This is a genomic window from Clostridium acetireducens DSM 10703 (assembly GCF_001758365.1).
In the GTDB taxonomy this organism is placed as follows: domain Bacteria; phylum Bacillota; class Clostridia; order Clostridiales; family Clostridiaceae; genus Clostridium_C; species Clostridium_C acetireducens.
The window spans coordinates 15,513-40,075 of record NZ_LZFO01000013.1; the positions used below are offsets into that span (position 1 = coordinate 15,513).

At 25.6% G+C, this 24,563-nt stretch carries 23 protein-coding genes and 1 riboswitch; of the genes, 18 read left to right on the forward strand and 5 right to left on the reverse strand.

What is annotated here, in order from left to right; all coding sequences use genetic code 11:
* Positions 1 to 89: 89 nt before the first annotated feature.
* From CLOACE_RS05610 to guaA, 3 genes are all read left to right on the forward strand, one after another.
* Positions 90 to 812, forward strand: coding sequence for a prepilin peptidase (locus CLOACE_RS05610; protein WP_070110082.1), 723 nt, complete (start codon positions 90 to 92; stop codon positions 810 to 812).
* Positions 813 to 903: 91 nt separating this feature from the next.
* Positions 904 to 1,001: riboswitch (purine riboswitch) on the forward strand.
* A gap of 100 nt (positions 1,002 to 1,101) precedes the next feature.
* A complete protein-coding gene (gene guaB, locus CLOACE_RS05615) occupies positions 1,102 to 2,556 on the forward strand; it encodes an IMP dehydrogenase (RefSeq protein WP_070110084.1) in 1,455 nt (484 codons plus the stop codon).
* 20 nt (positions 2,557 to 2,576) lie between these two features.
* Positions 2,577 to 4,109: a glutamine-hydrolyzing GMP synthase gene (gene guaA / locus CLOACE_RS05620; RefSeq protein WP_070110086.1), complete on the forward strand. Its 1,533-nt coding sequence runs from the start codon at positions 2,577 to 2,579 to the stop codon at positions 4,107 to 4,109.
* A 34-nt stretch (positions 4,110 to 4,143) separates the two neighbouring features.
* On the opposite strand, the gene CLOACE_RS05625 is transcribed toward guaA, so the two are convergent.
* Positions 4,144 to 4,632, reverse strand: coding sequence for a YbaK/EbsC family protein (locus tag CLOACE_RS05625; protein ID WP_070110088.1), 489 nt, complete (start codon positions 4,630 to 4,632; stop codon positions 4,144 to 4,146).
* A 135-nt stretch (positions 4,633 to 4,767) separates the two neighbouring features.
* On the opposite strand from CLOACE_RS05625, the gene CLOACE_RS05630 reads away from it, so the two are divergent.
* Together CLOACE_RS05630 and CLOACE_RS05635 are read left to right on the forward strand one after the other, a co-directional pair.
* Positions 4,768 to 6,123, forward strand: coding sequence for a glucose-6-phosphate isomerase (locus tag CLOACE_RS05630; protein ID WP_070110090.1), 1,356 nt, complete (start codon positions 4,768 to 4,770; stop codon positions 6,121 to 6,123).
* A 24-nt stretch (positions 6,124 to 6,147) separates the two neighbouring features.
* Positions 6,148 to 6,585, forward strand: coding sequence for a YaiI/YqxD family protein (locus CLOACE_RS05635; protein WP_070110091.1), 438 nt, complete (start codon positions 6,148 to 6,150; stop codon positions 6,583 to 6,585).
* Between the two features lie 32 nt (positions 6,586 to 6,617).
* Here the strand turns inward: CLOACE_RS05635 and CLOACE_RS11770 are convergent, their stop codons facing one another.
* Entirely contained in the window at positions 6,618 to 6,782 is a 165-nt protein-coding gene (locus CLOACE_RS11770) for a hypothetical protein (RefSeq protein WP_175429438.1), read from the reverse strand.
* A gap of 176 nt (positions 6,783 to 6,958) precedes the next feature.
* Between CLOACE_RS11770 and CLOACE_RS05640 the strand changes: the two genes are divergently transcribed.
* The 10 genes from CLOACE_RS05640 (at position 6,959) to gatB (ending at position 19,299) form a co-directional block, all read left to right on the forward strand.
* Entirely contained in the window at positions 6,959 to 8,965 is a 2,007-nt protein-coding gene (locus tag CLOACE_RS05640; protein ID WP_070110093.1) for a triple tyrosine motif-containing protein, read from the forward strand.
* A 17-nt stretch (positions 8,966 to 8,982) separates the two neighbouring features.
* Positions 8,983 to 9,654, forward strand: coding sequence for a lytic transglycosylase domain-containing protein (locus CLOACE_RS05645; RefSeq protein WP_070110094.1), 672 nt, complete (start codon positions 8,983 to 8,985; stop codon positions 9,652 to 9,654).
* 110 nt (positions 9,655 to 9,764) lie between these two features.
* Positions 9,765 to 10,490, forward strand: a complete 726-nt coding sequence (locus CLOACE_RS05650; protein ID WP_070110096.1) for a pseudouridine synthase — start codon at positions 9,765 to 9,767, stop codon at positions 10,488 to 10,490.
* Between the two features lie 302 nt (positions 10,491 to 10,792).
* On the forward strand, positions 10,793 to 11,113 hold the full coding sequence (locus CLOACE_RS05655; protein ID WP_070110098.1) for a YerC/YecD family TrpR-related protein: 321 nt from the start codon (positions 10,793 to 10,795) through the stop codon (positions 11,111 to 11,113).
* Between the two features lie 162 nt (positions 11,114 to 11,275).
* Complete coding sequence (gene pcrA, locus CLOACE_RS05660; RefSeq protein WP_070110100.1) at positions 11,276 to 13,471, forward strand: DNA helicase PcrA; 2,196 nt, start codon at positions 11,276 to 11,278, stop codon at positions 13,469 to 13,471.
* A 26-nt stretch (positions 13,472 to 13,497) separates the two neighbouring features.
* Positions 13,498 to 15,495 carry an NAD-dependent DNA ligase LigA gene (gene ligA, locus CLOACE_RS05665; RefSeq protein WP_070110102.1) on the forward strand — a complete coding sequence of 666 codons (1,998 nt, stop codon included), beginning with the start codon at positions 13,498 to 13,500 and terminating at the stop codon, positions 15,493 to 15,495.
* A gap of 67 nt (positions 15,496 to 15,562) precedes the next feature.
* The gene (locus CLOACE_RS05670; protein ID WP_070110104.1) at positions 15,563 to 15,832 is read left to right on the forward strand and encodes a hypothetical protein; all 270 of its coding nucleotides are present in this window, start codon (positions 15,563 to 15,565) and stop codon (positions 15,830 to 15,832) included.
* Between the two features lie 166 nt (positions 15,833 to 15,998).
* Positions 15,999 to 16,292, forward strand: coding sequence for an Asp-tRNA(Asn)/Glu-tRNA(Gln) amidotransferase subunit GatC (gene gatC / locus CLOACE_RS05675; RefSeq protein ID WP_070110106.1), 294 nt, complete (start codon positions 15,999 to 16,001; stop codon positions 16,290 to 16,292).
* A gap of 61 nt (positions 16,293 to 16,353) precedes the next feature.
* Positions 16,354 to 17,811, forward strand: coding sequence for an Asp-tRNA(Asn)/Glu-tRNA(Gln) amidotransferase subunit GatA (gatA, locus tag CLOACE_RS05680; protein ID WP_070110108.1), 1,458 nt, complete (start codon positions 16,354 to 16,356; stop codon positions 17,809 to 17,811).
* A 57-nt stretch (positions 17,812 to 17,868) separates the two neighbouring features.
* Complete coding sequence (gatB, locus tag CLOACE_RS05685; RefSeq protein ID WP_070110110.1) at positions 17,869 to 19,299, forward strand: Asp-tRNA(Asn)/Glu-tRNA(Gln) amidotransferase subunit GatB; 1,431 nt, start codon at positions 17,869 to 17,871, stop codon at positions 19,297 to 19,299.
* Positions 19,300 to 19,338: 39 nt separating this feature from the next.
* Here the strand turns inward: gatB and CLOACE_RS05690 are convergent, their stop codons facing one another.
* Positions 19,339 to 19,530: a hypothetical protein gene (locus tag CLOACE_RS05690; protein WP_070110111.1), complete on the reverse strand. Its 192-nt coding sequence runs from the start codon at positions 19,528 to 19,530 to the stop codon at positions 19,339 to 19,341.
* A 120-nt stretch (positions 19,531 to 19,650) separates the two neighbouring features.
* Between CLOACE_RS05690 and CLOACE_RS05695 the strand changes: the two genes are divergently transcribed.
* Both CLOACE_RS05695 and CLOACE_RS05700 read left to right on the forward strand, forming a co-directional pair.
* Positions 19,651 to 20,124 carry a hypothetical protein gene (locus CLOACE_RS05695; RefSeq protein WP_070110113.1) on the forward strand — a complete coding sequence of 158 codons (474 nt, stop codon included), beginning with the start codon at positions 19,651 to 19,653 and terminating at the stop codon, positions 20,122 to 20,124.
* 98 nt (positions 20,125 to 20,222) lie between these two features.
* On the forward strand, positions 20,223 to 21,758 hold the full coding sequence (locus tag CLOACE_RS05700; protein ID WP_070110115.1) for a peptide ABC transporter substrate-binding protein: 1,536 nt from the start codon (positions 20,223 to 20,225) through the stop codon (positions 21,756 to 21,758).
* A 13-nt stretch (positions 21,759 to 21,771) separates the two neighbouring features.
* On the opposite strand, the gene CLOACE_RS05705 is transcribed toward CLOACE_RS05700, so the two are convergent.
* The gene (locus CLOACE_RS05705; RefSeq protein WP_084027564.1) at positions 21,772 to 21,930 is read right to left on the reverse strand and encodes a hydroxymyristoyl-ACP dehydratase; all 159 of its coding nucleotides are present in this window, start codon (positions 21,928 to 21,930) and stop codon (positions 21,772 to 21,774) included.
* A 117-nt stretch (positions 21,931 to 22,047) separates the two neighbouring features.
* Positions 22,048 to 23,478, reverse strand: coding sequence for a hypothetical protein (locus CLOACE_RS05710; RefSeq protein WP_341465049.1), 1,431 nt, complete (start codon positions 23,476 to 23,478; stop codon positions 22,048 to 22,050).
* Positions 23,479 to 23,566: 88 nt separating this feature from the next.
* Between CLOACE_RS05710 and CLOACE_RS05715 the strand changes: the two genes are divergently transcribed.
* The gene (locus CLOACE_RS05715) at positions 23,567 to 24,562 is read left to right on the forward strand and encodes an AIR synthase family protein (protein WP_070110119.1); all 996 of its coding nucleotides are present in this window, start codon (positions 23,567 to 23,569) and stop codon (positions 24,560 to 24,562) included.
* The last annotated feature ends 1 nt before the right edge of the window (position 24,563 follow it).

The window sequence follows — 24,563 nt, forward strand, 5'->3', positions numbered from 1 at the left end:
ATTATAAATATAAAATTAAGTTTAAGGATTATAAAGTTAATATATGGATATAAATTTAAATATGAATATTATTTAAAAAGGAGAAGAAAATGAATATAGTTATATTTATAGCCAGTATTTTTCTTGGAAGTTTTTTAAGTAGTTGTGTTTATAATATACCAAAAGGGAAAACTATATTTAATTTTAAATATAAAAGCTTTATTTTTGAAAGTATAATTTATATTATTAGTTATTTGTGTAAATATTTTAATAATGATTTCAATTTAAAAAAATATAATAAATTATCTAAAAAATATGTTGTTGTAGAATTGATTACAATGTTAACTACTATTTTAGTTTATAACAAATATGGATTTAATCAAGAATTTTTAAAATATATAGCAGTTATTTACTTTTTAATAGTTATAGCAAGTATTGATTTATATACAAGTAATGTTTACTTTAAAGTAAGTATTATATTTTTTTTATTTACAAATGTTTGTTTAGGGTATAAAATTTTAATAGGAAGTAGTATAAAAAACAATATAGCTGGTGGAATAATAGGATTTCTAATAATATGTTTTATAATTTTAACTACTAATGGAATGGGTTGGGGAGATGCAGAAATATGTTTTATATTAGGGCTATTTTTAGGTAAGGATTTAATTATTCCTATAATTTTAATTTCTTTTGTATTAGGAGGAATAATAGGAATTTATATTTTAATTCTAAAAATAAAGTCTTCAAAAGATTATATACCTTTTCTTCCATTTGTATTTTTAGCTACCTTTACTGTTATATTTTTCAAAGAGTATTTGACAATATTTTTATAAAAGTATTTGTTTTTAGGGCTAATTAAAAATATTTGACAAAATAAATAAACTTGAATAAAATAGTGTAAAAGCTGAAATATTTATAGAAATTATAGATATTGATAAAGTTACTCATATATACCTTGAATACGGCAAGGAGTCTCTACCGGGAACCTTAAATTTCCGACTATGGGTGAAATTTTTATGTGTTTAGACATACTAATTTTACTCTAAGTGTTAAAGGTATGTTTTTTATTTATATTTTAAGTTAATTAAAATATTTATGCCATAATAAAAAGGAGTGGGTTAAATGGCAAAAATTATAAAACAAGCATATACTTTTGATGATGTACTATTAGTACCAAATAAATCTGAAGTTTTACCTAAAGAAGTTAATTTATCTACTAATTTAACTAAAAAAATAAAATTAAATATACCTATTATAAGTGCAGGTATGGATACTGTTACAGAATCTAAGATGGCTATTGCTATGGCTAGAGAAGGCGGAATAGGAATAATACATAAGAATATGAGCATAGAACAGCAAGCTATGGAAGTGGATAAAGTAAAAAGACAAGAAAACGGCGTAATAACAGATCCATTTTATTTAGCACCAGATAATTCTATTCAAGATGCTTTAGACTTAATGAGCAAGTACAGAATTTCCGGCGTGCCTATTACTGTTAAGGAAAAGTTAGTTGGAATAATAACTAATAGAGATATAATATTTGAAAATAATTATTCTAGAAAAATATCCGAAGTAATGACAAAAGAAAATCTTATAACTGCTCCAGAAGATACTACTATAGAAAAAGCTAAAGAACTATTAAAGGAACACAAAATAGAAAAATTACCATTAGTAGATGAAAATAATAATTTAAGAGGATTAATAACAATAAAAGATATAGAAAAAGTTAAGAAGTTTCCTAATGGTGCAAAAGATGAAAGAGGAAGATTGTTATGTGGAGCTGCTGTAGGTGTAACTGAAGATATGATGGATAGAATAGATGCTTTAGTGAAAGCTCAAGTTGATGTAATAACAGTAGATACAGCTCACGGACATTCCAAGGGAGTTTTAGAGGCTGTAAAACAAATTAAAAAAGTATATCCTGATTTACAAGTTATAGCAGGAAATGTAGCAACACCAGAAGCAGTTAGAGATTTAATACAATCAGGAGCAGATTGTATTAAAGTAGGAATAGGACCAGGTTCAATTTGTACAACAAGAGTAGTAGCAGGTGTGGGAGTACCTCAACTTACTGCAGTAATGGATTGTGTTGAAGAAGCTAATAAATATGGAGTACCAGTTATAGCTGATGGAGGAATTAAATATTCTGGAGATATAGTAAAATCTTTAGCTGCAGGAGCTAAAGTAGTTATGATGGGATCAATGTTTGCAGGTTGCGAAGAGTCACCAGGAGAAATAGAAATATATCAAGGAAGAAGTTACAAAGTATATAGAGGAATGGGATCTCTTGCATCTATGGCTTGTGGTAGTAAGGATAGATATTTTCAAGAAGGAAATAAAAAGTTAGTACCTGAAGGTGTTGAAGGAAGATTGCCTTATAAAGGATATGTAGCAGATACTATATATCAACTTACAGGAGGAATTCGTTCAGGTATGGGATATTTAGGAGCAAAAACTTTGCAAGACTTATATGAAAATGCAGGATTTGTTGTTCAAACATCAGCAGGACTTAGAGAAAGTCATCCTCATGATATTGTTATAACAAAAGAAGCTCCTAATTATAGTGTGAATCAATAATAATTTTGATGGAGGTAAAAATGAATAGAGAATTAGTGTTAGTTGTTGATTTTGGAGGTCAATATAATCAACTTATAGCTAGAAGAGTAAGGGAAAAAAATGTTTATTGCGAAATAATACCTTACACATATTCAGCAGAAAAAATAAAAGAAAAAAATCCTAAAGGCATAATATTTACTGGAGGACCTAATAGCGTTTATGGAGAAAATGCTCCTAGAATAGATAAAGAAATACTTAATTTAGAAATACCAGTATTAGGAATATGCTATGGACATCAACTTATAACATATACTTTAAATGGAGAAGTAAAAAGTGCAGATATAAGAGAGTATGGAAAAACAGATATAAAATTAGATAACAAATCTTTATTATTTGATGAAATAGAAGAAAATAATATTTGCTGGATGAGTCATACTGACTTTGTTTCTAATACACCAAAAGAATTTAATATTATAGCAAGTACAAGTCAGTGTCCTGTAGCTGCAATGGAAAATAAAGATAAAAATATATATGGAGTTCAATTTCATCCAGAAGTTTTGCACACACCATTTGGAAATAAAATGTTAGAAAACTTTTTATTTAAAGTTTGTAAATTAAATAGCGATTGGTCTATGACATCTTTTGCTGATGAACAAATAAAACTTGTAAAAGAAAAAGTTGGAGATAAAAAGGTTATATGTGCTTTATCTGGAGGAGTAGATTCATCAGTAGCGGCAGTATTGGTACATAAAGCTATTGGTAAGCAATTAACTTGTATATTTGTTGATCATGGTTTACTTAGAAAAGATGAAGGAGATCAAGTAGAAAAAGTATTTAAACAGCAATTTGATATGAATTTAATAAGAGTTAATGCTCAAGATAGATTCTTAGGAAAACTTAAGGGAGTAACTGAACCTGAAAGAAAAAGAAAAATAATAGGAGAAGAATTTATAAGAGTTTTTGAAGAAGAAGCTAAAAAGCTAGGAAAAATAGATTTTTTAGTACAAGGGACTATATACCCAGATGTAGTTGAAAGTGGAACTTCTACATCTGCTACAATAAAAAGTCATCACAATGTTGGAGGACTTCCAGAAGATATAGAATTTTCTTTAATAGAGCCTTTAAGAGAATTATTTAAAGATGAAGTTAGAGCAGTAGGAGAAGAACTTGGAATACCTCATAAATTAGTTTGGAGACAGCCATTCCCAGGACCAGGTCTTGCTATAAGAGTTTTAGGAGAAATTACAGAAGAAAAACTTGAAATAGTAAGAGAAGCAGATGCTATTTTCAGAGAAGAAATTGCAAATGCAGGACTTGAAGAAGAAATATGGCAGTACTTTGCTTGTCTGCCTAATATAAAATCAGTAGGAGTTATGGGAGATGAAAGAACTTATTGCCATACAATAGCATTAAGAGCAGTAACATCTACAGACGCTATGACTTCTGATTGGGCTAAGATACCTTATAATGTATTAGATACAGTGTCAAGAAGAGTAGTAAATGAAGTTAAAGGAGTAAATAGGGTAGTATATGATATAACAAGCAAACCACCATCAACTATTGAATGGGAATAATAAAAATGAAGTGGAAAATTCCACTTCATTTTTATTATTCTAAATCTACTACCTCACCATCAGTAATTTCTTTTAATTCTTCTAAAGTTATAGGAATTGCAGAATGAGGGGTTCCAGCAGCTAAATATACTTTATCAAATCTGTTCATACTATCATCTAAGAAAATTTTTATTTTAGTTTTTAAATTCAAAGGACAAACTCCTCCTATAGGATAGCCTGTAACATTTAATACTGTTTCTTCATCTGCAAATTTTACTTTTCTTACATTTACTAATTTTTTTAATTTTTTTTGATTTACCCTTTTATCACCACAAGTTATTACCATAATTGCATCTTCACCTGCTGTAAATAGTAAAGACTTAGCTATTTGAGCAGGTTCAACACCTAAAGCTTCTGCTGCTAATTCACAAGTTTTTGTACTTGCATCTTTAAATTCAATAACTTTTAAACCTAAATTAAATGTATTTAAGTATTCTTGAATTTTAATATGTGTTGGATTTGTTAGATTATTAATTGTTTCCATAAAATTACCTCCTAAAATATGTATAATTAAAGTATAACATAATATACTTATATATATAATATGTTTTTTGTAAGTATAGTTAAATAAGTTTTGTGATATACTTATATTACTAATAAATTATGGGGGTATTCAAGTATGAAAACACCAATAAAATTAGATTTAACTAAAGCTAAACCTTATTTAGAAGATAAAGAAATTGCAGAAATAGTTCCTTTTATTAATACAGCTCATAATATTTTACATAAAAAAATTGGAGTAGGAAATGAATCTTTGGGCTGGATAGATATTCCCGTAAATTATGACAAAAAGGAGTTTTCAAGGATAAAAAAAGTAGCAGAGAGGATAAAGTCAAACTCTGATGTATTAATAGTTATAGGAATAGGAGGTTCTTATTTAGGAGCAAGAGCAGCTATAGAAATGTTAAAAAATTCCTTTTATAACATTTTAGATAGAGAAACTAGAGATAATCCTGCCATATTTTTTGCTGGAAATAATATAAGTTCAAAGTACATGATAGACTTATTAAATTTAATAGGAGACAAGGATTTGTCTATAAATGTAATATCAAAGTCAGGAACTACTACAGAGCCTGCTATAGCTTTTAGAATCTTTAGAGATGTTTTAGAAAAAAAGTATGGAAAAGAAAAAGCTAGGAAGAGAATATTTATAACTACAGATAAAGAAAAAGGAGCCTTAAAAGAACTAGCAGATAAGGAACAATATGAAACTTTTGTTATTCCAGATGATATAGGCGGAAGGTACTCTGTTTTAACTGCAGTAGGATTACTTCCTATAGCTGTTGCAGGAATAAATATAGATAATATTATGTTAGGAGCAGCGGAAGCAAGAAATAGATATAGTACTTGTGATTTAAGTATTAATCATGCATACTTATATGCGGCTGCAAGAAATATTCTATATAAAAAAGAAAAAAATATAGAAATACTAGCTAACTTTGAACCAAGTTTACATTACTTTGGAGAATGGTGGAAACAATTATTTGGAGAAAGTGAAGGAAAAAATAATAAGGGAATTTTTCCAGCATCAGTTGATTTTTCTACAGATTTACATTCTATGGGTCAGTATATTCAACAAGGAAGAAGAAGTATATTTGAAACTTTTATTAATATAGAAAATGTTAAAAATGATATTCTTATAAAACAAAGCAATAATGATGATGGATTAAACTTTATTTCAGGAAAAAGTATGCATTTTGTGAACAAACAAGCTTTTAAAGGTACTGTAATAGCTCATAATACAGGAGGAGTACCAGCTATAATTTTAAATGTGCCTAAGTTAGATGAATTTTATTTTGGATATATGGTTTATTTTTTTGAAAAAGCTTGTGCTATTAGTGGATATTTATTAGGAATAAATCCTTTTAATCAACCAGGAGTAGAAGATTATAAAAAAAATATGTTTGCATTATTAGGGAAATCAGGATATGAACATAGAAAATTAGAAATAGAAAGTGAATTTCAGAAATATTAAATTTTACTTAAGAGGGGTTATTTTATGAATATTTTAGTTGATGCAGATAGCTGTCCCGGAAAAGATATTGTAGAGAAGGTAGCTAAATCATATAACATTAAAGTAATAATGTATTGCGATTTAAGTCATACTATTAATAGTAATTATAGTGAAACTAGATATGTAGATGTTGGATTTCAAAGTGTGGATATTGCTTTAATAAACGATATAAAAAGTGGAGATATAATTATAACTCAAGATTATGGAGTAGCTGCTATAGCTCTTAGTAAAAATAGTTATGTAATAAATCCTAAAGGATATATTTACAGTAACGATAATATAGATAAGTTATTATTTGAAAGGCATTTATCTTCAAAGATTAGAAAATCTGGAGGAAAAACTAGTAATCCAAAAAAAAGAAATAAAGAAGATGATAATAGATTATATAAAAATTTAATAAAACTAATAATAGCACATCATTAAATTTAATATGATGTGCTATTAAAAAATTTAAATTACTTAAAGTCCATTAAATCTATTCCTTCTTTAGGACCTTCAGGATATAATAAAGCATTATTTGTTCTTTCAATTATAGGATATCCTTTTTCAGACATATAAATTGTTATGTCATGCTTTTTGTAAGTATAGTTAGGATTATATCTATCTAATTTTCTTTGCATATTATCATCCTCCTTTTATATTATTTTTTGCAATTAATTTTATTTTATTAGTGTAAGTTTATATAAAACTATACATAAAATATAAAAAATTTAGAATAAATCCATTACAATATATGGTATTTGTAGTATAATGTAATGAGAAAGTATAACATAAATTAACAGGGGATGAATTAGGTATGAATGAGTTTAATATTATATTTAATTTAGAAAGTCCTCAAAAGAAAGATACAAATATAAAAATTACTATAGAAAATGAACCAAAAGAGGATTTACTATTTAAATATATTGTGGGGTATAATGGAGTATGGAATACAATTCAAGATTTTTCAAAAAAGAAGTTTATTCAGTGGATTCCTAAAAAGAATGGACGGTATATAATTATGGTACAAGCTAAAAAAGAGAACAGTATTAAAGGATTTGATTATGTTTCTAAGGCAGATTACATTATTGGAGAAATAGAAGAAAAATTAATAAATAATTTATATTTAGATAAATCTAAATTAGAATTAGGAGAAAAAATAAATATTAATGTGCAATCTAGTAAAGTTTCCGTAATGTTTAGGTATTGGATAAAGGAACTAGATAAGTGGAAATTAGTTAAAGACTATTCTGCAGATAATACCTTGACATTTACAACTCAAGTTCCTGGAAAACATCAGGTGCTTGTTGAATGTAAAAATATAGATTCTAAAAGCAATTTTGATGATTTTGAAAAAAAAGAGTTTGAAGTTACAGCTATAGAAAAGCCTGAAATAATAAATTTTCAATGTTTAAATTCTGATATACTTATTAATTCTGAATTAATATTTCAAGTAGATGCTAAGTTTAATTTTGATAGAACTATATTATATAAATTTATAAAGATAAATTCTAATGGAATATGTAGTTGTATTCAAGATTATTCTACAAAACGTATAGTAAGTTATATAGAAGATGAAAGTGGAGAATATAAGCTTTTATGTATGGTAAAGGATATGTATTCTCAAAGCGAATTTGATGATAGGGCTATTATAAATTTTAAAGTAAAAAAATATAAGGACATAGTTATAAAAAGTTTTACTACAGATTTAGTTTCACCTCAAATAAGTGGTACCTTTGTGAACTTAAGAGCTATTGTTGAAGGTGGAAGTGAGCTTCTTTATAAATTTAAGGTAGATGGACAGTATAGTGAAGATTCTGGTTATATAAGAGAAATGAATTATTTGTGGAAAACTAAGGAGCCAGGAGAATATAAAATTACTTTATGGGTTAAAGATGTTTCTTTTGATGGCAATTATGAAGCAGAGAAAAGTTTTAATTTCATAGTTGACGAAAAGAGTAGTGATCCTGTTAGTATAGATGATATTTTAGTGGATAAAAAAGAAAGAGCTTTGAAAAATGAACCAATAAAAGTTAAGGTTTCAGCTAGTGGTGGTATAGATTTAAAATATAGATTCATAATAACTTTAAATGGTAAACAAATAGAAAAATTAGAATATGGTGATTGCAATTGGATAGAGTTTATTCCTAAATGTGCAGGAAATTATAAATTAGAAGTTAAAGTAAAGGATAAATACTCCACAAGGAAATTTGACAATCACTCTATAACTTATATTAATGTATATGATTATATTCCAGCTTGTATAGATTATATATTACTTCCACCTAGAGAATATTATATATGTGGAGATAAAGTATTTATAGATATTGTAACTAGAAATGGTAGTAGTGTTTTAATAAATTATGTATTAAAAATAAATGGACATAAAGTAGAAGAAACTGGATTTGTAAAAAGCAAAAAATATATATTTACTCCAAAGTATAGCGGAGTATATACTGTAGAAATGTATGCTAAAAATTTAAATAGTGAAAAAATATTTGATTGTAAAAGAACATTAAAGGTAAAAGTATATGAGTGTTTACCTGTAACCAATACTAAAATAAAATGTGATAAAGTAAATGTAATATGCAATGATTCAGTAACATTTACTGCAGAATGTGATGGTGGAAAAGATATACTATATGAATTTTATATAATGGAAAAAGGTGAATGGAATTTGGTTCAGAATTATAGTAGAAAAAAATATTACACTTTTATTCCATTTTCAGAAGGAAAATTTAAAGTATTATTACTTTGTAAAAGTCAGTATAGTAAAAAATCTTATGAAGATTATGATATCATGGAAATTGATGTATGTAATTAATGTTTAGAGGTGAGAATATGAAAGTAGATAACAAAATTGATAATAATATTGAAAATATATTTAAATTTCAATTAATAACTCAGGTACTTGATAAAGCTTTTTCTTCTAAAAGTAGTAATTATGCATTTCAATTAGTATTACAAAGTTTTTTAAATGCTGCATCAAAAAATACTACAACTCCTAATTTAGATAAATTAATGCTAAATGATGTAGATTTAAGTAATTTAGGATATGCAAAGGGTTCTAAAATAGATAATGCAATAAAAAATGTTAAAAGTAATATAAAATGTGGAGTTAAAAGTATAGAAGAAGCTGTAGAAAAAGCATCAGAAAGATTTGGTGTTGATAAAAATTTAATAATGGCAGTTATAAAGCAAGAATCTTCATTTAATCCTTTATGCAAATCTTCTGCAGGAGCTGAAGGATTAATGCAGTTAATGCCAGGAACAGCAAAGGAAGTTGGTGTGAATGATCCTTATGACATAGAACAAAATATAAATGGAGGAACAAAGTATTTAAAAGGATTATTAGATATGTATGGAAATTGTAAAGAATTAGCTTTAGCAGCGTATAATTCTGGTCCAGGAACATTAAAATATAGAGGGGTTAAAAATACTAAGGATATATCAAAGCTACCATATGAAACTAGAGATTATGTAAAAAAGGTTATGAAATATTATGGAAAATAGGGTAGAATTCTTGGTAGGTAGTTTCATAGTACTTACTAAGAAACTACCTTTTTCAACTTTTTATATGGTATAATAATTAAAATTAAAGTATGCTTTAAGGAGGAAAATTTATGGAAAGAATTGATAAAATTCTATCTAATTTAGGCTATGGTTCTAGAAAAGAAATAAAGGCTATTATAAAAAAAGGGCTAGTAGAGATTGATGGTAAAATTATTAAAGATAATACTATTAAAATTAATCCTAAAGAATGTATTATTAAAGTTAATGATGAATTAGTAGAATATAAAAAATATATTTATATTATGATGAATAAACCTGCTGGAGTTGTGTCTGCAACTTATGATAAATATGACGAAACAGTAATAGATTTGTTAGATATAAAATATCAAATATTTAATCCATTTCCAGTAGGAAGATTAGATAAGGATACTGTAGGATTGCTTTTAATAACTAATGATGGAGAATTAAATCATAAACTTATATCACCAAAATGGAATGTAAATAAAGTTTATTATGCAGAAATAAATAAACCAGTAACTTCTTTAGATATAAAAAGCTTTGAAAAAGGAGTTATATTGGATGATGGATATAAATGTTTACCTGCAAAATTAAGCATAATAAGTGTTGATGAAAATGGGTCAAGGGTTGAAGTTACTATACAAGAAGGAAAATTCCACCAAGTAAAGAGGATGTTTGAAAGTTTAGATAAAAAAGTAGTTTATTTAAAAAGAATTAAATTTGGAAATTTAGAATTAGATAAAAATTTAGAAGAAGGTAGTTATAGAGAATTAACACAAAGAGAAATTGAAATCTTAAATATGGATCCACATAATTAAAAATGAATTAAAAAAATTACCAAAACTAATATATGAATTAAATGTTTCTACATGTAAAAATTCATGATTATTAACATTGCAAGATTAGCTTGCAATTTAAAATATTTTTTAATATAATGTAATTATAAGAATAAAAATAGTGAAAGAATAAATAGCCCCCTTTTGTTAATAGCTCATTCCCCGTGAGCTATTTTTATTTAATATTCAATTTAACACAATAAAGTTTTAAATTGATATAGAAAATTTTGCTTATAAATGATAAAATTTATATATAATATATAAATCTATGAGGAGTTGAGCCTATGAGCCAATATAAATCCAAATTAGAAAGCAAAGAAATGGATTGGTTATGCAAAGCTATTTTAAATTTAAAAAATAAAGAGGAAGTATATAGGTTTTTCGAAGACATATGTACAATTAGTGAAATAAAAGCCTTAGAACAAAGGTTTCAAGTGGCAAGAATGTTAAAAAAGAAAAAAACCTATTCTGAAATAGCTAATATTACAGGGGCTAGCACTGCTACTATAAGTAGAGTTAATAGGTGCTTGAACTATGGAAGTGATGGTTATAATATTATACTTGAAAGACTAAATAAAGAGTTGGAAAAAAATATTAAGGAATAATTAAATGCTATTCTAGGTTTATTATAATATTGATAAACTTAGAATGGTATTTTTTTATTGAATAGATTTTATACTTTATTTATGATTAAATATAATTTAAAATGTTATAATATTAAACAGTACTATAAATTAAATGATAGTATTATTGAGGAGTGAAAATAAATGGATTTAAAAAAACTTTTGAATGAAGAACAATATGAAGCGGCGACTACTATACAAGGTCCTTTATTAATTTTAGCTGGAGCTGGTTCAGGAAAGACTAGAGTATTGACTTATAGAATAGCTTATATGATTAAAAATTTAAATATATATCCTTCTCAAATTTTAGCAATAACTTTTACTAATAAAGCTGCTGGTGAAATGAGAGAAAGAATACGGGATTTAGTAGGAAATGATGTAGATAGTATGTGGGTATCTACTTTTCATTCTACTTGTGTAAGAATATTAAGAAGAGAAATAGATAAAATAGGTTATAATAAAAATTTTGCTATATATGATTCTTATGATCAAAAAGTCTTAATAAAAGAATGTATGAAAGAATTAGATATAAATAGCAAAGATATAGATGAAAGAGAAGTTATTAATAAAATAAGTTCTCAAAAAGATATATTAGTAAATGCTGAAAGTTTTAAAAAAGAAAATGAACATAATTATAGGCTAAATAAAATAGCAGATATATACTTATTGTATCAAAAGAAGTTAAAGTCTAATAATTCTTTAGATTTTGATGATTTAATATTTAAAACAGTAGAATTATTTACAAAAAATCCAGAAGTATTGGATTTTTATCAAAGAAAGTTTAAGTATATTATGGTAGATGAGTATCAAGATACTAATAAATCACAATATGAATTAGTTAGGCTTTTAGCTAATCAACATAAAAATATATGTGTTGTAGGTGATGATGATCAATGTATATATGCTTGGAGAGGTGCAGATATTAGAAATATATTAGATTTTGAAAAGGACTATCCTAATACTAAAGTTATAAAATTAGAAAAAAACTATAGATCAAAATCTAATATATTAAATGCAGCTAATGATGTTATAAAAAATAATACAGAAAGAAAATTTAAAATATTAAAAACTGAAAATGAACCTGGTGAAAAAATAAAATTATATAGAGCCATTTCAGAGTTAGAAGAAGCTCAATTTATAGCTTCAGAAATAAAAAAAATTAAGAATAGTGAAAACAAAAATTATAGAGATTTTGCAGTACTATATAGAACTAATGCCCAATCTCGTGTGTTTGAAGATGCATTTATGAAAAATTCTATACCTTATAAAATAGTTGGTGGTTTAAAATTCTATGATAGAAAAGAAATAAAAGATATTATGTCTTATTTAAAGCTTATAAATAATCCTTTAGATAATGTAAGTTTAAAAAGAATAATAAATGTTCCTAAAAGAAGTATAGGAAATGTTACAGTAAATAAGATAGAGGAATTTGCAAATTCTATGGATGAATGCATATATAGCATATTATTAGATATAGAGAACGTTCCAGGTATATCTAATAGGGCATTAGCATCAATAAACAAATTTGTTAGTTGCATAAATAGTTTTATAAGAAGAAAAGATGATATATGTGTATCTAAATTAATTGAAGAAGTAATGGAATCTAGTGGATATTTAGATGAATTAAAAAAATCTAATACTTTAGAAGACTTAACTAGAATAGAAAACTTAAAAGAGTTAGTTTCTGCAGCAGTTGACTTCGAAAATACTTCAGAAGAAAAAACTCTTTCTGCATTTTTAGAGCAGGTTACTTTAGTATCTGATATAGACAAACTTGATGATAAAGCAGATGCAGTAGTTCTTATGACAGTACATAGTGCAAAAGGGTTAGAATTTCCAACAGTATTCATGGTAGGAATGGAAAATGGCATTTTCCCTGGAATGCAATCCTTAAATAATTATAATGAAATGGAAGAATCAAGAAGACTATGCTATGTAGGAATAACAAGGGCAAAAGAAAAACTATATATGACTTCTGCTGAAACTAGAAAAGTATATGGAAGAACTGTATCATATTCAGAATCTGAATTTATAAGTGAAATATCCCTAGATTTAAGAGAATATGTAAATAATTTTCGTACAAATAGTAGAAATTTTAATAATAATAAATTTGATAAATTTAATAATAATAATTACAATATTAAAAGAAACTTTAATAATATTAGTACATTAAAACAAGAAGAAGCTGTACCAGGAAAAAAGGTTAAACATAAAAAATTTGGAGTAGGTACTATTATTAGTGTTTCTGAAACAAATAATAATATAAAACTTACCATAGCTTTTGATAATATGGGTATAAAAAACTTAATGTTGGGAGTAGCTCCTTTAGAAGCTATTTAAACTTTATATAAGAGAGGAAGAATATAATGGTGGATGATATAAAGATTGATTTAATGAAAAAACTTATAGAAGAACTTAATAAGTATTCTTATGAATACTATGTTTTGGATAATCCTTCTATATCAGATAAAGAATATGATAAAAAGTATGATCAATTACTGAAGCTTGAGGAAGAAAGCAAAATAGTTCTTTCTAATTCTCCTACTCAAAGAATTGGTGATGCAATTTTACCTGAATTTAATAAATATACCCACAAAGCTCCTTTACTAAGTTTAGATAAGGCTCAATCTATGGAAAAGTTAAAAGAATGGCATAATAAGAATTTAAAATTTATAGAGGAGTACAATTTAAATCATGATGATAAACTTCCACCTATAAGTTATATAGTAACTAAAAAATTTGATGGACTTACTATAAATTGCACTTATAATGAAAAAGGAGTACTAATAAAAGCTGCTACAAGAGGTACAGGCATAGTAGGAGAAGATGTAACACTGCAAGCAAAAACTATAATGGGAGTACCTTTAAAAATAGAACATAATCATACAATAGAAGTTCATGGAGAAGCTATAATGACAAAAAAGGCTTTTCAAGAATATAATAAAAGTGCAGAGGTTCCTTTAAAAAATTTAAGAAATGGAGCAGCTGGAGCACTTAGAAATTTAAATATAAAAGAAACATACAAGAGAAAGCTAAGTTCATTTTTTTATGATATAAGTTATAATGAGGGAGAACAATTTAAAACTTATATAGAAATGATGAATTTTATAATTGAAAAAGGGTTTATGGTAGATGATTATATAAAGGTATGTAGTACTATAGAAGAAATTAAAAAAGAAATAGAATATGTAGAAGGTATAAGAAATGATTTAAATTATGAAATAGATGGTATAGTTATAGCTATAAACCATATTAAAACTCGAGAACTCCTAGGTTATACAGTTAAATTTCCTAAATGGGCTATTGCTTATAAATTTGAAGCACAAGAAATTACAACTAATCTTTTAGAAGTAGAGTGGAATGTAGGAAGAAGTGGAAGAGTTACTCCTACAGCTATTTTAGAACCTGTAGAATTAGGAGGAGTTACTGTTAAAAGGGCTACATTAAATAACATGGATGATATTGAGAGAAAAGGAGTAAAAATTGGATGTAAAGTGTTTGTAAGAAGATCTAACGATGTCATTCCAGAAATAATGGGTGTAGTAGAAGAAACTATAAAACAGGGAAAAATAATAAAGGCACCAACAGTATGTCCTTATTGTGGAAGTGAATTGGTTAAAGAAGGAGTACATTATTTTTGTGAAAATACTTTATCGTGTAAACCTCAAATGATTAAAAGTTTAGTTCATTTTGCTAGCAGAGAAGCAATGAATATAGAAGGATTTAATGAAAAAACTGCAGAGCAACTTTTTGAAAAGCTAAATATAAAATCTATAGCAGATTTATATAGAATACAAAAGGAAGATTTACTAGGACTAGAAAGGTTTGGGGAAAAAAAAGCTAGTAACTTAATTAAAGCCATTGAAAAAAGTAAAAATTGTAAATTGGATTCTTTTATATTTGCATTAGGTATACCTAATGTAGGTAAAAAAACTGCAAAGGATGTAGCTGATAAATTTAAAAGCTTAGACAAAGTTAGAAATGCTAATTTTGATGAACTTATATCTATTTCAGATATAGGAGAAGTAGTAGCTAAAAGTATATTAGATTTTTTTACAGAAGAAAAAATAAAAAGTAGTATAAACGAACTTATGTCACTAGGAATAACACCTTATTTTAATGAGAATATTATATCTGAAAATGAATTTAAAGAAAAAACAATAGTTGTAACCGGAAGTTTAAAGAGTTATAGTAGAAGTGAAATAAAAAGTAAATTAGAATCATTAGGTGCAAAAGTTTCTAGTAGTGTAAGTAAAAAAACAGATTATATAATTGTAGGTGAAAATCCAGGATCTAAATATGATAAAGCTTTACAATTGGGAATAAAAATAATAAATGAAGATGAATTTGAAAAATTAAGTTAAAATATGTTTACAAAGTGCTTAATACTAGAGTAAACATATAGCAAACAAGGTATTGCGGAGGATAAAAATGAAGAAAGCTATTAATTTTTTATGTTGGACATTTGTTAGTTTTACTATAATATCATTAGTACTTACATTACTTACTACTTATCAGTTTGTTTATGTTAAATATTTTGATAGTTATTATACACTCCAATTATCTATAATTATTACTATGATTATGTGGAGTGTAAGGTTATTTAGTTTTAATAAAAAATTAAGAAATATAGTTTATCCATTATTATGTGTTATTATAGCAGTAGGAGCAATATTTTTTATGTACATGAAAGTATTTTAAAGGTTAAACTTAAAAGTTTGACCTTTTTATTTTATAATATAGGTAAAAAGTATTTTTTGTGGTAAAATAAAAATGTCGTTTATACAGTAATTTAATAAATATGGTATTTTATGTTGATATACATAAAAATAAATAAAAAATAATTTATAGAAGGAAGTGATATACAATGGCTGTTTTAAAAAAGGATGTTGAATATGTAGCAGAACTTGCAAGATTGAGTTTTGATGAAAAAGAAAAAGAAGAACTTGTTAATGATTTAAATAAGGTTTTAGGCTATATGGAAAAATTAAATGAATTAGATACAGATAATGAAGAAATTATAGTAAACCCTTATTATATTGAAAATAAATTTAGAGAAGATGAAGTTAAAGAATCTATGCCATTAAAAGATGTATTAGAAAATTCTCCGCAAAACCTTGAAGAATATGTAGTTGTACCACAGATAATAGAAGATAATTAATTTTATATTTAGCCTCTAGTGCTTTTAATTTACATTATAAATAAGGAGGTATCATTATATAATGGAATTATATAAATTAACAGCTCATGAATTAAAAAAACTTATATGTGAAAAAGAAGTAAAGGCTGAGGAAGTAGTTCAAAGCTATTTAAATAGAATAAATAATATAGATGAAAAAGTAGGAGCTTATCTTTGTGTATCATCAGAAGAAGCTTTAAATAAAGCTAAAGAATTAGATAAAAAAATTGAAAAAGGAGAAAAATTAGGGGGATTATCTGGAATTCCTATTGCTATAAAGGATAATATAAGTGTAAAGAGTATGCAAAATACTTGTGCATCAAAAATGCTTCAAGGATATAAATCTCCTTATGATGCTCATGTAATAGAAAAAATAAAAAATGAGCAGGGAATAGTTATAGGAAAAGTTAATTTAGATGAATTTGCAATGGGGTCTTCTACAGAAAATAGTGCTTTAAAAGTTACTAGAAATCCATGGGATTTAGAAAGAGTTCCAGGAGGATCCTCTGGAGGTTCAGCAGTAGCTGTAGCATCTAACGAAGCTCCACTAGCTTTAGGAACAGATACAGGAGGTTCTGTAAGACAGCCATCTTCTTTTTGCGGAGTAGTAGGATTAAAACCTACTTATGGAAGAGTATCTAGATATGGTGCAGTAGCTTTTGGATCTACATTAGACCAAATAGGACCTATAGCTAGAGATGTAGAAGATTGTGCTTTATTAACTCAGCATATAGCTGGATTAGATAAAAAAGATTTTACTACAGCAAATATAGAAGTGCCAAATTATAAAGAAAGTTTAAAAACAGATTTAAGAGGCAAAAAAATAGGAATTCCAAAAGAATTTTTTCAAGAAGGTCTAAATGATGAAGTTAGAAATGCAATTAAAGAATCTATTAATGTGTTAAAAGAAAACGGAGCACAAGTAGAAGAATGTTCATTACCTTTAGCAGAATATGCACTTTCTGCTTATTATATAATATCTAGTGCTGAAGCATCATCAAATTTAGCAAGATTTGATGGAATAAGATATGGATATAGAACAAGCAATCCTAAAGATGCTGTTGATATATATGTAAAATCAAGAAATGAAGGATTTGGAAAAGAAGTAAAGAGAAGAATAATGCTTGGAACTTATGTGCTTTCTGCAGGATACTATGATGCATATTATAAAAAAGCATTAAAAGTAAGAAACCTTATAAAGAAAGATTTTGAAAATGTATTTAAACAATTTGATGCTATATTATCTCCAACTTCTCCGACTACTGCATTTAAAATAGGAGAAAAAACAGATGATGTATTATCTATGTATTTATCAGATATATATACGGTACCTGTAAATGTAGTTGGAGTTCCTGCTATATCAATTCCATGTGGAATGTCACAAGGGCTTCCAATAGGACTTCAGATAATAGGAAATTATTTTAAAGAAGATGTATTATTTAATATAGCATATAGTTATGAGCAATCAACTAAATGGCATACAATGACACCAAAACTTTAAATGCGTGGTAACTATAAAAAAGAGAGCTATACAGAATTAAAAGGAGTGAAAAGGTAAATGGATTTTGAAGCAGTTGTTGGATTAGAAGTTCATGCTGAACTTTCAACCAAAACAAAAATATATTGTGGATGTAGTACAGAGTTTGGAGGGCAACCCAATACACATGTTTGTCCTATTTGTATGGGATTACCAGGTTCACTTCCACATTTAAATAAAAGAGTTGTAGATTATGCTATAAAAGCAGGTCTTGCTTTAAACTGTTCTATATCTAAACTATCTAGAATGGATAGAAAAAATTACTTTTATCCAGATTGTCCTAAAAATTATCAAATAACACAAGATGAAATTCCTTTATGTAAAGATGGATATATAGAAATAGAGTTAGAAAGTGGAGAAAAGAAAAAAATAGGTATAGAAAGAATACATATAGAAGAAGATGCAGGCAAACTTCTACATACTGCAGCTGGAACATTAGTAGATTTTAACAGAGCAGGTGTTCCACTAATTGAAATAGTATCTAAACCTGACATGAAAAGTGGAGAAGAAGCTGTTTTATATCTTCAAAAACTTAGAAGCATATTATCTTCTATAGATGTATCAGACTGTAAAATGGAACAAGGTTCCTTAAGATGTGATGCCAATATATCTGTAATGGAAAGAGGAGCTACTGAATTTGGAGTAAGAACAGAAATAAAGAATATGAACTCTTTTAAATCTGTTGAAAAAGCTTTAGCTTATGAATATAAAAGGCATATAGATACAATACAATCAGGAGGAGCTATTGAACAAGAAACTAGAAGATGGGATGAGGCAAATAATGTTACAATAGTTATGAGAAGTAAGGAACATGCTCATGATTATAGATATTTCCCAGAAGGAGACTTAGTTAGTATAAATGTATCTGATGAATGGATAGAAAATATAAGAAAAACCATACCAGAATTACCTCATGAAAAAGCTGAGAGGTTTGTAAAGGAATATAATATACCTAAATATGATGCTCATGTGCTTACTTTAACTATGGATATGGCTAACTTCTTTGATGAGACTACTAAGATATGTAATGATGCTAAAGCTGCTTCAAATTGGCTTATGGGTGATATATCAAGACTTATGAATGAGAATTTAGTTGAAGTAAAAGATTTAAAGTTTAATCCAACACAATTAGCAGAATTAATAGAACTTATAAATTCTAAAACTATTTCAAATAACATAGGCAAAAAAGTAGTAGAGTATATGTTTGAAAGCGGTAAAGATCCTAGAGAAATAGTTAAAGAAAAAGGATTAATCCAAAATAGTAATGAAGATGAAATATTAGATGTAGTTAAAAAAGTTATAGAAAATAATCCTAAATGTATTGAAGATTTTAAAAATGGAAAAAAGAGAGTTAAAGGCTTTGTGGTAGGTTTAGTAATGAAAGAAACAAGAGGAAAAGCAAATCCTGTAATAGTTAATAAACTTGTAGATGAAGAAATAAAAAAATATTAATAAAAAACAACAGGCACTATATATTGTGTCTGTTGTTTTTTATTCATTATCAGTTTTATTTTCTCTACATTTCTTAGTAAGTAAGTACATATGCTGGCAAAGTTTTTCCATAATATAATTAGAGTATCTTTTTTGATTTAAAATTTTAGCTAATAATATAATTCCTAAAATGGATACTGAAATTAAAGTTGTCATGGTAATGATAGCTAATATTTTTAAAGTTAATATCATGAAAGTACCTCCATACATAATTAAGATATTAAATATTATATCATAAAAACATTTGTAAAATATAATAAAGAGGATGTTTTATAAATATACTGTATTGAAGGTATATATTTGGAGGTATTCATGGGCAAGTTTTTTAATAAAGTATATAAAAAATATAGGAAAGAAGAAATAATAAAGTCTTGTATAAGATTAAGAAAAATAAAAATAAATTATATAATGGACAACATAACTAGCACTTGCTGGAATTATGGTTTGTATTATGAAATAATTATGAAAACTAGTAATGTATTAATAATTAGAGTAAAAGGCAAAAAAAATGAAAAATTAATACAATACGATAAAAATAGAATAGTGTTTATGAATAATTTTAATAGATTTTTAAATTATATGAATACATTTAATATAAAAAGAGGAACATATATATATATGGGTATTTTTAATATGACTGTAGTAAAATTAAAGGATAAATACTATAGAGAAATTGATTTAGTTGATAAGTATGAATTTATAAAAGAGCAATTAGGATTAAATAGAAGAGCTGAAGATATAATAAAAGAACATAAATTAAGTTTTATAAAATATTTGCCGGAGTAATATAAAAAAGTAAGCAAAATGTAAAAAAGTTTTGTTTACTTTTTTATATTATTGTAAATAATTATATAAAGAATTATATAAAGTATAGGAGTTTTATTATGAAAAAATTAATATGTTTTATATTAACAATAACTTTAATATTATGGAATGGATGTATAGAAAAAAAGTCAGATAATTTAGAGGAAAAAACAAAAAGAGAATATATAGTTTATAATATAGAAGATATTCCTAAAGATTTAATTATGTTAAATAGCAACAATATAAGACAAAAAGATTTATTAATTGCTTTATTTGAAGGACTTGTAAGTACAGATGAAAAAGGAAATATAATTCCAGCATTAGCAGAGAGTTGGGAAATAAATAAAGATTATACTTTTTATAGTTTTAAAATAAGAGAAAATGCTTATTGGAGTAATGGAGATAAAATTACTTCTAAAGATTTTAAAAAATTATTTGATATTTTATTAAATAATAATAAAATAAATAATGATTTTATTATCAATTCAAGGGAAGATAGCATATTAGAAATTAAATCAATTCATCCTTGTACTTATTTATTAGATTTATTAAGTGAACCTGTATATAGGTTAAGAAATATAGACAATAAATTATCTAACTGGAAAGTTAAGTATAATGAAATTAAATATACGGGAGCTTTTAAAATAGATTCAATAACAAATGAAAATGAAGTAATACTTACAAAAAATAATTATTATTGGGGAAAAAATAATGTAAAGAGTAATAAATTAAAACTTTCATTTATAAAAGGTAGTGAAAATGCTTTAGCTAATTTTAAAATTAACAATATAGATTTTTTTGAGAATATTCCATTAAGTGAAAAGGAAAGCCTAACAGATAGTAATAATATAAAAATGTTTTCTAGCCAAATAGGAGAATGTATAAATTTTAATTTATACAAAAAAGGAATAGTAAGAGATATTAATTTTAGAAAAGCAATATCGCTATCTATAAATAGGTCACAAATATGTTCTAATGTTTTAAAAAATACTGTAGAATCTGCATTAGCATATGTTCCCTATGATATAAAGGATGGTTTAAATGGACTCTTTAGAAAGAAAAATTATTTTAGTGAATATGGAGATGTACAAAAAGCAAAAGAATATCTAAATAAGAGCAATTATTTTAAAAATAGAGAAAAAATAGTTCTGATATATGTAAAAGATTTAAATAATAAAAGAGTATGTCAGCATATTAAAGAATACTTAAAAAGCAATTTAAATATTGATTTAGAATTAAAAGAATATGATGAGAGCGAGATTTTAGATGCAATTAAAAATGGAGACTATGATTTAATTAAAACCAGTTATAATGGAGAATGCAATTATCCATCAAGTTTCCTAGAAAAATGGACTTCATATTCTAACTTTAATAAATATGGGTATAATAACAATAAATATGATAAATTAATAGAAAAAGCTAATATTGAAAGCAATAAATTTACTAAAAAACAATTACTACAAATAGCAGAAAACACATTGATGGAAGATTATGTTACAATTCCTTTGTATTTTAAAAAAGTAGTATTATGTAAAAAAGAAAATATAAACGGATTAAAAGTAACTAAAATAGGTAATATAGATTTTACTAATGTTTACATAAAATACATTCAATAAATAGTGAGTCCCTCTAACTTTTAGAGGGAGCTTCATTATATGCTTTTTTTTTAACAAAATAGCCACAATTTTTATTATTTGAAGAAATGTTTAAAATTGGAGTAACGTGATTTAATGTACATTTTCCATTTTGTTCATATATACATTGTTCAGAACAATTAATGTTCACCATATTAGTTCCTCCTTTTAAATAGATGCTTGTACGGATTTGTATTATTATATGCATAAATTAAAAATCAAATTCATTATTAAATGCCACAATTATATGTAATTGTGGCATAATTAGAGTTTATCTATTTTTTGAAGAGTATTGAACTACAGCAGAAAAATTTTTAAATTTAAATAAATATAAAGTTAAAAATAAAATAGTAAAGTTTTTGTCACTATTAAAAGATGATTTAGGGTTTTTAAATGTTTGCTTTTTAATATTATAGGTTACTTTTTTTGCAAATACAGGAGCTAACAAATTATCTTTAGGAGTAGAGATATAAGGCATTCTAAAGTTTTCTTCGTTTAATAAATCATTAGAATTAAGAGAAAAATTCCTATATCTTTCTCTATCATTTAAATTAGGTGATTCTGGCCAACTTAAAATTATACCTGAATCTATAATTTGATGTTTATAAATATCTGCTAAAATTCTGTTGTCTTTTGAATCTTCATCAATGTATGAATGCATCATTAATGTTATTAAATAAAGAAGTAAATCTGTAGAATAAAAGGTTATATCTTTTTGGTTAATGTTTTTTATTATAATGCCCAATTCTTCATTATATAAATTTAATAATCTATGGTATATGTTCTTTAAACTTTGCTTAAATTTTACTATATTAGAATTTTTATAAAAAAGGTAAAAATTTAAATAATTCATACACAAATGCTCTATTTCATCTTCAATTTCATAATCAATAGATTCAAAACGCTCTAATAGTAATTCATTTAAATCTAATAAAAGTAGCTTAGCTTCTTCGTTTTTGGAATAATCATAAAATATGTTTAAAGCCATACACAATTTACATAACTCTCCTGAATTTATTCCATATAATTCAGATTTAAAATTTAAAAACATATTTAATATATCTAAGGAGAATGTTTTGTAAATATTATTCTTTTTTTTATTGTTTTCATAACAAGAAAATTTATAAAAGGCAGACATAGCTAAAGCTTGATCAGAAAATTTAAATTTTTTATTTTTATCTTCAAATATTATATTATCAGCTAAAGAATCAGAGGATAGTTTTTTATCTACAAATAATCCTTCTAAATTTCTAAAGTTTGATGTGTAAAATTCTAATTGCTTTTTACAAAGGTTTAAATAAATATCATATAAACTATGTTTTTTATCATCAATACCTTCAAAAAGTTTATAGTAATCTACCATTTCTAATAAAGATAATGTCATTAAAATATTGCTATATATGTTTATTTCTTTTTTAAATTTATCCTCATTCCAGCAAAAATCATTATCTATTTCATACAACTTTGCATTAGCTTTTTTATATATACATAGAAGTGGAGAAATAGATTTAAATGTGTTATTATCAAAATTAGATGTTTTTTTTATTTTCAAGTTTTTAACTGGAATTGTTATACCACATTTTGAATTAAGTACAATGTGTTTTAGAGATTCTTTGCAAAAGTAAAAAAGTTGATTTTCAATATTTTCTTTTTTTAATGTGTTAATCCTTAAAAAAGGACCTATATATTTCAAAATATACACCACCATAATATTAATCCTTATATAAATAATATGATTAACATAGTGAAAAAGTGCTATTTTTTATAAATTTGAAAGGAAGCGGTTGCTAATGAAAAATGGAAAATTAAATTGGAATGTTTTAAAAGACATAATAGATAGCAATAAAAGTGTATCAAGAGACGATGTTAGAATTAGGAGTAATATAGGTGAAGATTGTAGTGTAGTTAATTTTGGAGACTATGAATGTGTTTTATCTACTGATCCTATAACAGGTGCAGAAAAAAGTGGAGGAAGCTTAGCAGTTCATATAAATTGTAATGATATAGCTTCTTGTGGAGTAGAACCTGTGGGTATACTTGTTACTATATTAGTTCCAGAGTTTTCAAAGCTAGAGGATATAAATCAAATTATGAGAGAAATATCAACAGAAGCTAAAAAATTAAATATAGAAATATTAGGTGGGCATACAGAAGTAACATCTGCAGTAAATAAAACAATAATTTCTTGTACTGTTATAGGAAAAGGTAAAAAAGGAGAGGCAATTTCTACATTAGGATCCCAAGAAGAAGATGACATAATAGTTACTAAAAATTTATGTTTAGAAGGAACTTATATATTAGTAAATGATTATTTGGAAAAAGTAAAAAAATTTTTATCTAAAGAAGAAATTACAGAAGCAAAAAATTATATAAGTTATATAAGTGTATTAAAAGAAGGAGTAATAGGCGGGAAATTTGGGGTAAACTCTATGCATGATATTACAGAAGGAGGAGTGTTAGGAGCTTTATGGGAAATATCAAAAGGAAATAATTTAGGATTTAAAGTATACAAGGAAAAAATGCCTATTTCTCAAGTAACAAAGAAAGTATGTAGTCATTTTGATGTAGATCCGCTAAGATTTATTTCATCAGGAAGTATGCTTATAACTACTAAAAATGGAGATGAATTAATTAAATTATTAAATAAAGAAGGAATTAAAGCTACTAAAATAGGAAAAATTATTAAAGAACAAAAAGGAATATTAATAAATAACAATAAAGAAGAATTAGTATCACCTCCCCAAAGGGATGAGTTGTATGTATTTATAGATAAATTAAGTAATTAAA

Bases quoted from the DNA above. Each gene is read 5' to 3' on its own strand.
- CLOACE_RS05610 (WP_070110082.1), top strand. From the start codon at position 90: ATGAATATAGTTATATTTATAGCCAGTATTTTTCTTGGAAGTTTTTTA.
- guaB (WP_070110084.1), top strand. From the start codon at position 1,102: ATGGCAAAAATTATAAAACAAGCATATACTTTTGATGATGTACTATTA.
- guaA (WP_070110086.1), top strand. From the start codon at position 2,577: ATGAATAGAGAATTAGTGTTAGTTGTTGATTTTGGAGGTCAATATAAT.
- CLOACE_RS05625 (WP_070110088.1), bottom strand. From the start codon at position 4,632: ATGGAAACAATTAATAATCTAACAAATCCAACACATATTAAAATTCAA.
- CLOACE_RS05630 (WP_070110090.1), top strand. From the start codon at position 4,768: ATGAAAACACCAATAAAATTAGATTTAACTAAAGCTAAACCTTATTTA.
- CLOACE_RS05635 (WP_070110091.1), top strand. From the start codon at position 6,148: ATGAATATTTTAGTTGATGCAGATAGCTGTCCCGGAAAAGATATTGTA.
- CLOACE_RS11770 (WP_175429438.1), bottom strand. From the start codon at position 6,782: ATGCAAAGAAAATTAGATAGATATAATCCTAACTATACTTACAAAAAG.
- CLOACE_RS05640 (WP_070110093.1), top strand. From the start codon at position 6,959: ATGAATGAGTTTAATATTATATTTAATTTAGAAAGTCCTCAAAAGAAA.
- CLOACE_RS05645 (WP_070110094.1), top strand. From the start codon at position 8,983: ATGAAAGTAGATAACAAAATTGATAATAATATTGAAAATATATTTAAA.
- CLOACE_RS05650 (WP_070110096.1), top strand. From the start codon at position 9,765: ATGGAAAGAATTGATAAAATTCTATCTAATTTAGGCTATGGTTCTAGA.
- CLOACE_RS05655 (WP_070110098.1), top strand. From the start codon at position 10,793: ATGAGCCAATATAAATCCAAATTAGAAAGCAAAGAAATGGATTGGTTA.
- pcrA (WP_070110100.1), top strand. From the start codon at position 11,276: ATGGATTTAAAAAAACTTTTGAATGAAGAACAATATGAAGCGGCGACT.
- ligA (WP_070110102.1), top strand. From the start codon at position 13,498: ATGGTGGATGATATAAAGATTGATTTAATGAAAAAACTTATAGAAGAA.
- CLOACE_RS05670 (WP_070110104.1), top strand. From the start codon at position 15,563: ATGAAGAAAGCTATTAATTTTTTATGTTGGACATTTGTTAGTTTTACT.
- gatC (WP_070110106.1), top strand. From the start codon at position 15,999: ATGGCTGTTTTAAAAAAGGATGTTGAATATGTAGCAGAACTTGCAAGA.
- gatA (WP_070110108.1), top strand. From the start codon at position 16,354: ATGGAATTATATAAATTAACAGCTCATGAATTAAAAAAACTTATATGT.
- gatB (WP_070110110.1), top strand. From the start codon at position 17,869: ATGGATTTTGAAGCAGTTGTTGGATTAGAAGTTCATGCTGAACTTTCA.
- CLOACE_RS05690 (WP_070110111.1), bottom strand. From the start codon at position 19,530: ATGATATTAACTTTAAAAATATTAGCTATCATTACCATGACAACTTTA.
- CLOACE_RS05695 (WP_070110113.1), top strand. From the start codon at position 19,651: ATGGGCAAGTTTTTTAATAAAGTATATAAAAAATATAGGAAAGAAGAA.
- CLOACE_RS05700 (WP_070110115.1), top strand. From the start codon at position 20,223: ATGAAAAAATTAATATGTTTTATATTAACAATAACTTTAATATTATGG.
- CLOACE_RS05705 (WP_084027564.1), bottom strand. From the start codon at position 21,930: ATGGTGAACATTAATTGTTCTGAACAATGTATATATGAACAAAATGGA.
- CLOACE_RS05715 (WP_070110119.1), top strand. From the start codon at position 23,567: ATGAAAAATGGAAAATTAAATTGGAATGTTTTAAAAGACATAATAGAT.